The sequence below is a fragment of the Streptomyces sp. NPDC088732 genome, assembly GCF_044751205.1.
Lineage (GTDB): Bacteria > Actinomycetota > Actinomycetes > Streptomycetales > Streptomycetaceae > Actinacidiphila.
In genome coordinates, this window is record NZ_JBIVLI010000014.1 from 67,476 (window position 1) to 80,076 (window position 12,601).

Annotated in this window: 8 protein-coding genes and 1 pseudogene; 6 read left to right on the plus strand and 3 right to left on the minus strand. The window is 71.4% G+C overall.

Going from position 1 to position 12,601, the window contains the following annotated elements; genetic code table 11:
* Positions 1–210: 210 nt before the first annotated feature.
* Positions 211–1,263 carry a LacI family DNA-binding transcriptional regulator gene (locus tag ACIP9H_RS23475; protein WP_401586326.1) on the minus strand — a complete coding sequence of 351 codons (1,053 nt, stop codon included), beginning with the start codon at positions 1,261–1,263 and terminating at the stop codon, positions 211–213.
* A 149-nt stretch (positions 1,264–1,412) separates the two neighbouring features.
* On the opposite strand from ACIP9H_RS23475, the gene ACIP9H_RS23480 reads away from it, so the two are divergent.
* From ACIP9H_RS23480 to ACIP9H_RS23505, 6 genes are read left to right on the plus strand one after another with little or no spacing between them, the layout of a single operon-like run.
* Positions 1,413–2,717: an ABC transporter substrate-binding protein gene (locus ACIP9H_RS23480; protein WP_401586323.1), complete on the plus strand. Its 1,305-nt coding sequence runs from the start codon at positions 1,413–1,415 to the stop codon at positions 2,715–2,717.
* Between the two features lie 14 nt (positions 2,718–2,731).
* Positions 2,732–3,661, plus strand: coding sequence for a carbohydrate ABC transporter permease (locus tag ACIP9H_RS23485; RefSeq protein ID WP_401586321.1), 930 nt, complete (start codon positions 2,732–2,734; stop codon positions 3,659–3,661).
* A complete protein-coding gene (locus ACIP9H_RS23490; RefSeq protein ID WP_401586318.1) occupies positions 3,661–4,479 on the plus strand; it encodes a carbohydrate ABC transporter permease in 819 nt (272 codons plus the stop codon). Before ACIP9H_RS23485 ends, ACIP9H_RS23490 begins: the two co-directional genes overlap by 1 nt.
* A 47-nt stretch (positions 4,480–4,526) precedes the next feature.
* Positions 4,527–6,824 carry a beta-glucosidase gene (locus tag ACIP9H_RS23495; RefSeq protein ID WP_401586523.1) on the plus strand — a complete coding sequence of 766 codons (2,298 nt, stop codon included), beginning with the start codon at positions 4,527–4,529 and terminating at the stop codon, positions 6,822–6,824.
* Positions 6,821–8,443, plus strand: coding sequence for a glycoside hydrolase family 43 protein (locus ACIP9H_RS23500; RefSeq protein ID WP_401586316.1), 1,623 nt, complete (start codon positions 6,821–6,823; stop codon positions 8,441–8,443). The genes ACIP9H_RS23495 and ACIP9H_RS23500 overlap by 4 nt, the downstream gene beginning before the upstream one ends.
* 19 nt (positions 8,444–8,462) lie before the next feature.
* Positions 8,463–9,434, plus strand: coding sequence for an acetylxylan esterase (locus ACIP9H_RS23505; RefSeq protein ID WP_401586314.1), 972 nt, complete (start codon positions 8,463–8,465; stop codon positions 9,432–9,434).
* Positions 9,435–9,447: 13 nt separating this feature from the next.
* Here the strand turns inward: ACIP9H_RS23505 and fumC are convergent, their stop codons facing one another.
* Both fumC and ACIP9H_RS23515 read right to left on the minus strand, forming a co-directional pair.
* Positions 9,448–10,914 (minus strand): class II fumarate hydratase, encoded by a 1,467-nt coding sequence (fumC, locus tag ACIP9H_RS23510; protein ID WP_401960575.1) that lies wholly within the window; start codon positions 10,912–10,914, stop codon positions 9,448–9,450.
* Positions 10,911–12,581 (minus strand): annotated as a pseudogene (locus ACIP9H_RS23515) (NAD-dependent malic enzyme); the annotation flags it as partial. The pseudogene ACIP9H_RS23515 and the gene fumC, both read right to left, overlap by 4 nt.
* Positions 12,582–12,601: the final 20 nt, after the last annotated feature.

The following is a 12,601-nucleotide window of genomic DNA, read 5'->3' on the forward strand; positions in this document are numbered from 1 at the left end:
AGAAGAACGCCCATCAGTGGGGCCGGCCAGGGCTCTCGGCCACGGCCATAGCGAGCATTTCCCGCCACCCGGGTGCGGTAATCACCGTCACTGCCACGACCGTTGACATCGGGTGTGGCCTTCGTCACACGATGCCGCCGAAGGGACTTCCGTGCCCACCGCGACGCTGCCGTGCGCCCGCCGTGCGCCCTCCCCGCGGTCGCCGCGCGCTCAGCCGGCGTCCGGACCTGTGGTGTCGCGGGGCGGGGCGGTGCTCTTCCTGACGACCAGTCGGACACCGAGCTCCACGCGCATGGTGCCGAGATCCCCCGCGTCCCCGGAGTGGGCCATCCGCAGCAGCATCTGCGTGGCCTCCTCGGCCATTTCGAGCAGCGGCTGATTGACGGTGGTGAGCGCCGGGCTCGCCCACTGCGCCAGCGGGATGTCGTCGTACCCGACGACGGACAGGTCGCGCGGCACCTGAAGTCCCTTGACCCGCGCGGCCTCCAGGACACCGAGCGCCTGCAGGTCGCTGCCCGCGAAGATCGCGGTCGGCGGCTCGGGCCGCTCCAGCAGCTCGATCGCGCCGTCGTGGCCGCCCTGCACATGGAAGTCCCCGTACCGGATGAGATCGGGGTCCACCGCGAGCCCGGCCATACCCATCGCCGAGCGGAAGCCGTCGAGCCGGGCGAGCGAGCAGAGCATGTCGTCCGGGCCGGTGATGATCCCGATGCGGCGGTGGCCGAGCTCGATGAGGTGCCGGGTGGCGGCCACCCCGCCGGCCCAGTTGGCCGAGCCCACCGAGGGCACGTCGGGCTCGGGGTCGCCGGCCGGATCGATGATCACGAAGTTGATGGCCCGCGAGCGCAGTTTGCGCTTCAGGTCGTCCGGGAGCGTGGAGAACACCAGGACGACGCCGAGCGGCCGGCGCCGCAGCACCCCCTCGATCCACTCCGGGCCGGGGGCGTGCCGAGTGCCGCTCTCGGTGAGCACCACGCTCATGTTGCGGCTCTTGGCGACGTTCTCCACGCCGCGGATCAGCTCCATGGCCCAGATGCTCTCGAGTTCGTGGAAGACGATCTCGATCAGCCGGGACTCGGGCTGGGTGGGCGCCGGGCGCTGGTAGCCGTTGGCTTCCAGCAGCCGTTCGACCTTGCTCCGGGTCGGCGCGGCGACGTCGGGACGGCCGTTGAGGACTTTCGAAACTGTCGAAAGTGACACGCCGGCTTTCGAAGCCACGTCGGCCAGGGTGATCCGGCCGCCCTCGATCTCATCTTCATGCATGGCGCACAGGATAGAGCACCCCGCTCGCCGCTGTTCGATAACGGTTTGGTCCCGGGGATTCCACCCTGTTGACCCCGGGCTGAGGGAAGCCTACGGTCCGTCGTCAGGCGAATTTCGGCAAAGTAGCCGAAACTTTCGAGAGGTCGAAGATGAAGAAGCGTGCGTGGTTCCCCCGTGCCGTCGCCGGTGGTGCGGCACTGGCACTGGGCCTGACCCTGACGGCCTGCGGCGGTGGCGACTCCTCCGCCGGCGGCGGTTCCGGGACGATTCACGTCCTGGTGTACGGCGACTCCGCCAACAAGGTGGAGAAGCAGATCGTGGCCGAGTTCAACAAGACCTCCAAGGTCAAGGCGGTCCTCGACACCATCCCCGGTGCGGACTACCAGCAGAAGCTGCAGACGATCATCAACACCAAGCAGGCTCCCGACGTCTTCTTCAACTGGGGCGGCGGCAGCATCCAGCCCTTCGTCAAGGCGGGCCTGCTCCTGCCGCTCGACGACTTCATCGCCAAGGACCCCGGCCTGAAGGACAACTTCCTGTCCTCCGTGTTCAACACCGCGGTGATCGACGGGAAGGCCTACGGCGTCCCGATGCGCGGCACCCAGCCCGTCCTGATGTTCAACAACAAGAAGGTCCTCGCGGACGCGGGCGTCCAGCCCCCGCAGACCTGGGACGAGCTCGTCGACGCGGTCAAGAAGCTCAAGGCCAAGGGCGTCACCCCGATCGCCCTCGGCGGCGGCGACCAGTGGCCCACCCTGATGTGGTTCGAGTACCTCTACGACCGCATAGCCGGCCCGGAGCTGTTCACCAAGGCGCTGTCCGGCGACAAGAGCGCCTGGGAGAGCGAGGACAGCAAGAAGGCGCTGGACATGATCAAGCAGCTCATCGACGCCGGCGCCTTCGGCACCAACTACGACTCGGTGAAGTTCACCGACGGCGGGTCGCCCGCCCTGCTGGCCGCCGGCAAGGCCGGCTTCGAGCTCATGGGCTCCTGGGAGTACTCCACGCAGCAGGACGCCAACCCGGACTTCGCGAAGAACGACCTCGGCTACACCTCCTTCCCGACCGTCACCGGCGGCAAGGGCGACAGCGCGGACATCGTCGGCAACACCAACAACTTCTACTCGGTGCTGAAGAAGACCGAGCACCCGGACGCGGTCGCCGAGTTCCTCAAGCTCATGTACTCCGACGACTTCGTGAAGCAGCAGCTGGCCATCGGCAACCTGCCGACCACCACGAACACCACCAAGTTCCTCGACACGGCCGACAACCCGGACTACCTGAAGTACCAGTTCGACCTGGTCGACAAGGCCCCGTCCTTCCAGCTGTCGTGGGACCAGGCCTACCCGCCCTCGGCCATCACCCCGATCCACCAGGCCGTCCAGCAGTTCTTCAACGGGCAGATGGACGCGGCGGCCTTCATCAAGGCCATGCAGGCCCTGCCCACGGCCTGAGAGCGACGACCCCCATGGTTTCCCTCGCCGCCACCGTGACGGGCAAGCGACAGACCCAGCGCCCGGCCGGCCGCACCGTCGGCCGGCCGGGCCTGGCCTGGGCGCTCCCCGCCACCGTTTTCTTCGCCCTGTTCGCCCTCGTTCCGCTGGTGATGGTCGCGGTGCTGTCCTTCACCGCGTGGAACGGCCTCGGCTCGCCGGAGTACGCCGGCTTCGGCAACTGGGTCCGGCTCTTCCAGGACCCCGTGATGATCAAGAGCCTCTGGCTGAGCGTCCTGCTCACCGTGCTCGGCGTCGTCGTCCAGACCCCGCTGAGCATCCTGCTCGGCGTGTGGGCGGCCGGCCCCGAACGCAACCGGGCCGTGCTGTCCGCGATCTTCTTCGTGCCGCTGCTGCTCTCCGCGACCGCCGTGTCCGTGCTGTGGCGCGCGCTGCTCGACCCCAACTTCGGCGTCCCCTCGCAGGCGCGCTGGCTGTTCGGCGACGGCAACCTCTTCGGCACGCAGACCGCCGCCATCGGGGTGCTGGTGTTCGTCAGTACGTGGCAGTTCACCCCGTTCCACGCGCTGATCTACCAGGGCGCCACCCGGGCCATTCCGCAGGTGCTCTACCAGGCCGCGGAGATCGACGGGGCGGGCACCGTACGGCAGTTCTTCCACATCACGCTGCCGCAGCTGCGCAACTCGATCATCACCTCGGTGATCCTCATGGTCGTCGGCGGTCTCACCACCTTCGACACCGTGCTGATCCTCACTCAGGGCGGCCCCGGTACCGACACCACCATCAGCGCCTACTACATGTACGACAAGGCCTTCAAGGGCTTCGACTTCGGCGCGGGCGCCGCCATCGCGCTGATGCTCGTCGTCGTCGCGACCGTGATCTCGCTGGTCGTGGTCAAGGTCTCCGGCTACGACAAGATGGCCGGCACCAAGGAAGGGCTCTGATGAGGCGCCGCCCCAACTACCTGGCGGGCCTCGGCGCCCTGCTGTGGCTCGCGCTGGTCGGCCTGCCGCTGTACGTGATGCTCGGCGCGACCGTGCAGTCGCGCTCGGCGTACAGCGCGAACGGCCCGCTGTCCTTCCCGAAGTCCTTCACCCTGGACAACTACCTCCAGGACTTCAGCAACGGCTTCGGGCAGTACTTCCTGAACACCGTGGTCGTCACCGCCAGCGTCGTCGCCATCGTCGTGCTGCTCGTGCCGCCGCTGGCGTTCACGATCGTCCGCAACCGGGGACGCGGCACCTCCGGGGTGTTCCGGCTCTTCCTGCTCGGGCTGGCCATCCCCGCCCAGGCGGTGATCGTCCCGATGTTCTACGTGATCAGCAAGGCCGGGCTCTACGACAACCTTGTCGGCGTCATCCTGCCGACGGCGGCCTTCTGCCTGCCCGTCTGCACGCTGATCCTCACCGGCACCATGCGCGACATCACCACCGAACTCTTCGAGGCCATGGCCGTGGACGGCGCCTCCGTGAGCCGCACCTTCTTCCAGCTGGTGGTGCCGCTGTCCAAGAGCGGGCTGTCGACGATCGTCGTCTTCTCCGCGCTCCAGGCATGGAACGGCTTCCTCTTCCCCCTGGTGCTCACCCAGTCGGACGAGACCAAGGTGATCACGCTGGGCCTGTACAACTTCCGGACCCAGTACGGCATCAACATCCCCGGCCTGCTGGCCGCCGTGGTGCTGTCGACCATTCCCGTCCTGCTCGTCTACCTGTTCGCCCGCCGTGCCCTCGTCCAGGGGCTGATGGGTGTCGGAGGAAAGTGAACGACAACGTGACCGCCGACTCCCGCGTCGAGGCGCTCATCCGCGAGATGACCCTGGACGAGAAGATCGCCCAGCTGTACGGCGTCTGGGTCGGCGCATCCAACGAGGGCGCCGAAGTCGCCCCGCACCAGCACGACATGGACCAGCCCCCGAGCCTCGACGACCTCCTGCCGACCGGGCTCGGCCAGCTCACCCGGCCCTTCGGCACCGCCCCCGTGGACCCCGCACTCGGCGCGCTGTCCCTGATGCGCACCCAGGAGCGGATCGCCGCCGCGAACCGCTTCGGCATCCCCGCCATGGCGCACGAGGAGTGCCTCGCCGGCTTCGCCGCCTGGGGCGCCACCACCTATCCCGTACCGCTCTCCTGGGGCGCCTCCTTCGACCCCGAACTGGTCCGGGTCATGGCCGCCGCCATCGGCCGCGACATGCGCGCGGTCGGCATCCACCAGGGCCTGGCCCCCGTCCTGGACGTCGTGCGCGACGCCCGGTGGGGACGGGTGGAGGAGACCATCGGCGAGGACCCCTACCTGGTGGGCACCATCGCAACCGCCTACATCCAGGGACTGGAGTCGGCCGGCATCGTCGCCACCCTGAAGCACTTCGCCGGCTACTCGGCCTCCCGCGCCGGACGCAACCTGGCGCCGGTGAGCATGGGACCGCGCGAGCGCGCCGACGTCGTCCTGCCGCCCTTCGAGATGGCGGTCCGCGAGAGCGGAGTGCGCTCGGTGATGCACGCCTACACCGACACCGACGGCATGCCGTCGGCCGCCGACGAGGAACTGCTGACCGGACTGCTCCGCGACACCTGGGGCTTCGACGGCACCGTGGTCGCCGACTACTTCGGCATCGCCTTCCTCAAGACCCTGCACGGCGTCGCCGCCGACTGGGCCGACGCCGCCGGCACCGCGCTCACCGCCGGGGTCGACATCGAGCTGCCGACCGTCAAGACCTTCGGGCAGCCGCTGCGCGAGGCCGTCGCCGCCGGCCGGATCGACGAGAAGCTGGTCGACCGGGCCCTGCGCCGGGTCCTTGCGCAGAAGGCCGAACTCGGCCTGCTCGACCCCGGGTGGAGCGCGGTGCCGCCCGCCCTCGCCGGGGCCGACCTCACCGACGCGGCGAGCCTGCGCGGCACCGTCGACCTGGACCCCGCGGCCCACCGCGCGCTGTCCCGGCGGCTTGCCGAGGAGTCGGTGATCCTGCTGAGCAACGACGGTGTGCTGCCGCTGCACCGGCCCGCCAGGATCGCGCTCGTCGGCCCCCAGGCGGAGACCCCGTCCGCCGTCCTGGGCTGCTACTCCTTCCCCGTCCACGTCGGATCGCAGCACCCGGGCACCCCGCCCGGCATCGACCTGCCGACGCTGCGCCAGGCGCTGGTCGCGGAGTTCCCCGGCGCCGAGATCGTGACCGTCGCGGGCTGCGGCATCGACGACGCCGACACCAAGGGGTTCGCGGCGGCCGTGCGCGCGGCGCGGGACGCGGACGTGGTCGTCGCCGCGCTCGGCGACCGGGCGGGCCTGTTCGGGCGCGGCACCAGCGGCGAGGGCTGCGACGCCGAGTCGCTGACCCTGCCCGGTGTGCAGCAGCAACTCCTCGACGCGCTCCTCGACTCGGGCACGCCCGTGGTGCTCACCCTGCTCGCCGGGCGGCCCTACGCCCTGGGCCGGGCCGTCACCGAGGCCGGCGCGATCGTGCAGTCCTTCTTCCCGGGACAGGAGGGCACCCCGGCGCTCGCCGGCGTCCTCGGCGGCCGCATCGCCCCCTCCGGGCGCCTGCCGGTCAGCGTGCCCGCCCACCCCGCCGTGCAGCCGTCCACGTATCTGGCCGCACCGCTCGCGCGGGCCAGCGAGGTCTCCAACATCGACCCGGCCGCCGCGTTCGCGTTCGGCCACGGGCTGACGTACACGGCCTTCGCGTGGGACGGCCTCGACGTGCCGGGCGCGGGCCCGGACGGTGGTGCCGTCATCGGCACCGACGGCGAGGTCGAGCTGTCCTTCACCGTCCGCAACACCGGCGACCGCGCGGGCAGCGAGGTCGTCCAGGTCTATCTGCACGACCCGGTCGCCTCGGTCGTGCAGCCGGTGCAGCGGCTCGTCGGCTACCTGCGGCTCCCGCTGGAGGCGGGCGAGGCGTCCCGGGTCCGGGTGACCGTGCCCGCCGACGTCGCGGCGTTCACCGGCCGCGACGGCCGGCGCGTCGTGGAGCCGGGCGCACTGGAACTGCGGCTGGCCGCCTCCAGCACCGACGTCCGGCTCACGGTACGGGCCGAACTCACCGGACCGGCACGGCAGGTGGACCACACCCGCAGGCTGCACGCACGGGTCACCGCCGCCGGGGCCGGCGCGTGACGCGGTCCGACGGTACGGGGGAGGCGGACGCGGGCTTCGCGGCCGCCGCCCCCGTACTGCCGGGCTGCCACCCCGACCCGAGCGTCTGCCGGGTCGGCGACGACCACTACCTGATCACCTCGACCTTCGAGTACTTCCCCGGCATCCCCGTCTTCCACAGCCGCGACCTGCTGCACTGGCGGCCCATCGGCCACGTCCTGGACCGCACCTCGCAGGTGGACCTCGGCCCGGTCGCGTCCTCGCAGGGCATCTTCGCGGCGACGATCCGCCACCACGAAGGCCGCTTCTGGGTCATCACGACCCTTGTCGGCGGGGCCGGCGGCACCGGGAGGAACGGCACCTTCGCCGTCCACGCCACCGACCCCGCGGGGCCCTGGAGCGACCCGGTGTGGCTCGACGACGCCCCCGGCATCGACCCCTCCCTGTTCTTCGACGACGACGGCCGCGCCTGGTGCACGGGGACGCGGCTCGCGGAACCGGGGGAGTGGGAGGGCCAGACCGACGTCTGGCTGCGGGAGTTCGACCCCGTCGCGATCGCCCTCACCGGGCCCGAGCACCTGCTGTGGCGCGGCGCGCTGCACGGCGCGGTGTGGGCGGAGGGCCCGCACCTGTACAAGGCCGACGGCCGGTACTACCTGCTTGCCGCGGAGGGCGGTACCGAGCACCGGCACGCCGTCAGCGTCGCCCGCGCCGACCACGTCACCGGGCCCTGGACGGGCAACCCCGCCAACCCGGTGTTCACCCACCGGCACCTGGGCCGCGACTTCCCCGTCGTCGGCGTCGGCCACGCCGACCTCGTGCACACCGCCGCGGGGGAGTGGTGGGCGGTGCTCCTCGGCAGCCGCCCCTACGGCGGCTACCACCCCAACCTCGGGCGGGAGACCTTCCTCGTCCCCGTGACCTGGGAGGACGGCTGGCCGGTCTTCGCACCGGGCGTCGGCACCACCCTCGGGCCGTTCCGCCGGCCGCGGACCACGGGCCCCGCCGGTGAGCCGTACGAGGAACCGGTCCGCGACGACTTCGACGGCCCGGCGCTGCGGCCCTCCTGGAACCAGGTGCGCACCGGCGCGCCGTTCTGGTCGCTGACCGCCCGGCCCGGCTCCCTGCGGCTGCCGCTCGGTCCCGCGTCGCTCGCCGACACCGCCACGCCCTGCTTCCTCGGACGGCGGCAGCAGCACCAGCAGGTCAGTGTGTCCGCGCTGTTCGACGTGGCGCCGCGGACGCCCGGCGAGTGGGCGGGACTGGCCGTGCGGCAGTCCGAGGCCGACCACCTCGTGCTGGCCGTCGCGGGCGACGGACGGGGCGGACGCCGTGTGCTCGCCGCCGTCCGCGAGCACGGCGCGCAGCGAATCGTCGCCGAGGCACCCCTGCCCGAGGGGCCGGTGGTCCTGCGCATCCACGCGGAGGGCCAGCGCTACGGACTGCGGTACGCTCCGGCGGGCGCCGGCGCCGGGCCGCGGGAGACCGAACTGGCCGTCGTGGACGGCGGCTTCCTCAGCTCCCCGCGCGCCGGGGGCTTCCTCGGCGTGTGGCTCGGCCCCTACGCCACCGCGCACGGGGCCGCCTCGGCCACCGCCGCCGACGTCGACTGGTTCGACTACCAGCCCCTCACCGCCTGACCGATCCGGAGCCGCCGCCTTGTTCACCGACCTGCCCGAGCCGGAACTGCGGGCCCACCGCAGCACCCAGACCGCGCCGGACGACTTCGACGACTTCTGGGACGCCACGCTCACCGCGGCGCGCGCCGCCGCGGCACCCGGCACCGTCACGGTCGAGCCCGTCGCCACCGGCCTGCGCACCCTGCACGTCTTCGACGTCACCTTCCCGGGCTACGGCGGTGAGCCCGTACGGGCCTGGCTGCGGCTCCCGCACGGCGCCGAGGGCCCGCTGCCCGCGGTCGTGACGTACGTCGGCTACGGCGGCGGCCGCGGGCACGCCCTGGAGTCGCTGCTGTGGGCGTCCGCGGGCTTCGCCCACTTCCACATGGACACCCGGGGCCAGGGCTCCGGCTGGAGCAGCGGCGCGACCCCCGACTCCGGCCCGGCCGGCCCCCAGGCCCCCGGCATGATGACCCGCGGCATCGAGGACCCCCACCAGTACTACTACCGGCGGCTGTTCACGGACGCCGTGCGCGCCGTCGACGCGGTGCGCACGCTGCCCTCCGTCGACCCCGACCGCGTGGCGGTGCTCGGGGCCAGCCAGGGCGGCGGCACCGCGCTCGCGGTCGCGGCGCTGGTCCCCGACGTCTCGGCCCTGGTCGCGCACGTGCCGTTCCTGTGCGACTTCCCGCGCGCCGTCGTCGTCACCGACGCCGACCCGTACCGCGAGATCGGCCGCTACCTCGCCGTGCACCGCGGCAGCGCCGACCGCGTCCACCGCACCCTCTCGTACTTCGACGGCGTCAACTTCGCCGCCCGCGCCCGCGTTCCCGCCCGTTTCTCGGCCGCCCTGATGGACGAGATCACCCCGCCCTCGACGGTCTTCGCCGCCTACAACGCCTACGCCGGGCCCAAGGCGATCACCGTCTGGCCCTACAACGGCCACGAGGGCGGCGCCGTCGACGACGACGAGGCCGCCCTGGCGTTCCTGCGCTCGCGGCTGGGGGAGTAGCCGGGGGGTTCGATCAGTGCCGGAGACGGACCATCTTCACGGGGTCCACGATCCGGTCGAAGTCCTCGGCACTGATGTACCCGCTGCCGATCGCCGCCTCGCGCAGCGTGGTGCCCTCCTCGTCGGCCTTGTGCGCGATGCTGCTGGCCTTGTCGTAGCCGATCTCCGGCGACAGCGCGGTGACGAGCATCAAGGAGCGCGACAGGTACGCGTCGATCTGGTCGCGCTGCAGTTCCACCCCGTCGATGCAGTACTGGCGCAGCTTCTCCGCCGCGTCGCCGAGGATGCGCGCGGAGTGCAGGAAGTTGTTCACGATGACGGGGCGCATGGCGTTCAGCTCGAAATTGCCCTGGCTCCCCGCGAACGCGATGGCGCTGTCCTCCGCCAGCACCTGGATGCACACCATCACCATGGCCTCGCACTGCGTCGGGTTGACCTTGCCCGGCATGATCGAACTGCCGGGCTCGTTCGCGGGCAGTGCGAGCTCGCCGAGGCCGCAGCGGGGTCCCGAGGCGAGCCAGCGGATGTCGTTGACGATCTTCATCAGGGGGACCGCCAGGGACCGCAGGCCCGCCGAGGCGGCGACCATGGCGTCCAGCCCGCCCTGGGCGGCGAAGGAGTTCGACGCGCCGCGGAACGGGAACCCGGTCAGCGTGGCGATCCGCCCGGCGACCTCGGCGCCGAAGCCCTCGGGCGCGTTGAGGCCCGTGCCCACGGCGGTCCCGCCGACCGCGAGTTCGTACAGCGCGGGCAGGGTGCCGTGGACGCGGTCCATCGCGTCCCCGAGCTGCGCCGCGTAACCCGACCACTCCTCGCCGACCGACAGCGGAACGGCGTCCTCCAGGTGCGTGCGGCCGATCTTGACGATGTCCCACCACGCCCGGGACTTCGCCGTGATCGCTTCCTGGAGCTGCTGTATCCGGGGGAGCAGGTGGTCGCTGACCTCGTGGACGGCCGCGATGTGCATGGCGGTGGGGAACGTGTCGTTGGAGGACTGGCCCATGTTGACGTGGTCGTTGGGGTGAACGGGCGTCTTGGAGCCGAGCGTTCCGCCCACCAGCTGGATCGCGCGGTTGCTGATCACCTCGTTGACGTTCATGTTGCTCTGGGTGCCGGACCCCGTCTGCCAGACATACAGCGGGAAATGCTCGTCCAGCGCGCCGCGGATCACCTCGTCGGCCACCTGCGCGATGAGGTCGGCCTTCCAGCCCGGCAGCCGACCCGCGTCACCGTTGACCAGTGCCGCCGCCTTCTTGACGTAACCGTACGCGTGGTAGACGGCCTTGGGCATCCGGTCGTCCCCGATGGAGAAGTGGATCAGGGAACGCTGGGTCTGGGCGCCCCAGTAGCGGTCGGCCGGCACGTCCACCGCGCCCATGGAGTCCGTCTCGCGGCGGGTGCCCGTGGCGGCAAGGCCGATCGGGATGTCCCGAACCCGCGGTGGCCGCTCGGACTCGCCGCCCTGCTGACGCGCGGTCATTCGTGGTCCCCGAGCTCCTTGGGCAGCGGCCCGTACGCCGGCTGCCACATGGCGTCCTGCACCGCCTGGACGAGGTCGTCCGGGTGCCGGGTGGCGGCCTGGTCCTCCGTCGCGGCGCGGATGACGGCCTTGGCGACGATCGCCGACGAGGCACGCAGATTCGCCACCGGCGGCAGCAGCGGCGCACCGGGCGCCCGCGCGTCGACCTGACCGGCCACGGCCTCCGCCGCGGCCAGGATCATGGCGGGGGTGAGGCGGTCGGTGCCGGACAGGATCGTCCCGAGGCCCAGACCGGGGTAGAGCAGGGCGTTGTTCGCCTGTCCGATGACGTGCTGGACGCCCTTGTGGTCCACCGGGTCGACCGGGATCCCCGTCGCCGTCAGCGCCTTGCCGTCGGTCCACGCCAGCAGGTCCGCCGGCATGGCCTCGATCTTCTCCGTGGGGTTGGACAGGGGCAGGATGACGGGCCGTTCGACGTGCGCGGCCATCTCCGTGACGACGTCCCGGTCGAAGGAGCCGGGGCTGGTCGAGGTGCCGACCAGGAGCGTCGGCCGTACGTGCCGTACCGTCGTGAGCAGGTCGATCCGCCCCTCCGCCCAGTCGCGCACCTCGGCGCGGGGGCGGGCATAGGGAACCTGGTAGTCGCGCAGGTCGGGCATTCCGTCCACGAGCAGCCCCTGCTGGTCGACCAGCCACACCCGGCGGGTGGCGGCATCGGTGTCCAGCCCGTCGCGGACCATGGCGTCCCGCAGCTGGTCGGCGATGCCCACACCGGCGGTGCCGGCGCCGAACACGACGACGCGCTGCTCGCGGAACGGCACACCGGTGATGCTCAGCGCGGACATGACGGCGGCCAGCGCGATGGCGCCCGTCCCCTGCATGTCGTCGTTGAACATCCGGTAGTGGTCCTTGTACTCCTCCAGAAGGCGGCGGGCATTGCTCGGCCCGAAGTCCTCGAAGTGCAGGAGCGCGTTCGGGAACAGCTCCGCGACCGTCTCCAGATAGGCCGCCACGAAGTCGTCGTACTGCTTGCCCCGGGCCCGGCTGTGGCGGATGCCCAGGTAGAGCGGATCGTTCAGCAGGTTCTCGTTGTCGGTTCCGACGTCCAGGACGACGGGGACGCACCGCCCGGGGTGCAGGCCGGCCGCCGCGGTGTAGACGGCGAGCTTGCCCACCGAGATCTGGATCCCGTTCACACCCCAGTCACCGATGCCCAGGATCTCCTCGGCGTCGGTGGCCACCACCAGGTCCACCTGGTCGCGGTGGAGCCTCAGCGACTCGAAGGCCCGCCGCATGTCCTGCGGCCGGTCGATGGACAGGAAGACGCCGCGGGGGTGCCGGTACTCGTGGCTGTAGCGCTTGATGGCCTCGCCCACGGTGGGGTCGTAGACGACCGGCAGCAGCTCGGCCAGATGATCGGCCAGCACTCGGTAGTAGACGACCTCGTTGTGGTTGTGCAGCTGCTCCAGGTAGATGTACTTGGCCAGGTCGCCCGGCGCCTCCTGCAACTGCTCGTACGCACGCTGTGCTTGCTGGTCCAAGGTGAGCACGGCGCTGGGGAGGCGGCCGACGAGCCCGAGACTCTCGCGTTCCTCCGCGGTGAAGGCGCTCCCCCGGTTGAGGAGCGGGTCGAGGAGAACGAGCGGCGTGTGCATCGACATCTCTGAGCCCTCCGTCGTCGCCTGGA

What these genes read in the sequence shown, in the direction of transcription:
- ACIP9H_RS23475 (WP_401586326.1), bottom strand. Translation starts at nt 1,263, where the DNA reads ATGCATGAAGATGAGATCGAGGGCGGCCGGATCACCCTGGCCGACGTG.
- ACIP9H_RS23480 (WP_401586323.1), top strand. Translation starts at nt 1,413, where the DNA reads ATGAAGAAGCGTGCGTGGTTCCCCCGTGCCGTCGCCGGTGGTGCGGCA.
- ACIP9H_RS23485 (WP_401586321.1), top strand. Translation starts at nt 2,732, where the DNA reads ATGGTTTCCCTCGCCGCCACCGTGACGGGCAAGCGACAGACCCAGCGC.
- ACIP9H_RS23490 (WP_401586318.1), top strand. Translation starts at nt 3,661, where the DNA reads ATGAGGCGCCGCCCCAACTACCTGGCGGGCCTCGGCGCCCTGCTGTGG.
- ACIP9H_RS23495 (WP_401586523.1), top strand. Translation starts at nt 4,527, where the DNA reads ATGACCCTGGACGAGAAGATCGCCCAGCTGTACGGCGTCTGGGTCGGC.
- fumC (WP_401960575.1), bottom strand. Translation starts at nt 10,914, where the DNA reads ATGACCGCGCGTCAGCAGGGCGGCGAGTCCGAGCGGCCACCGCGGGTT.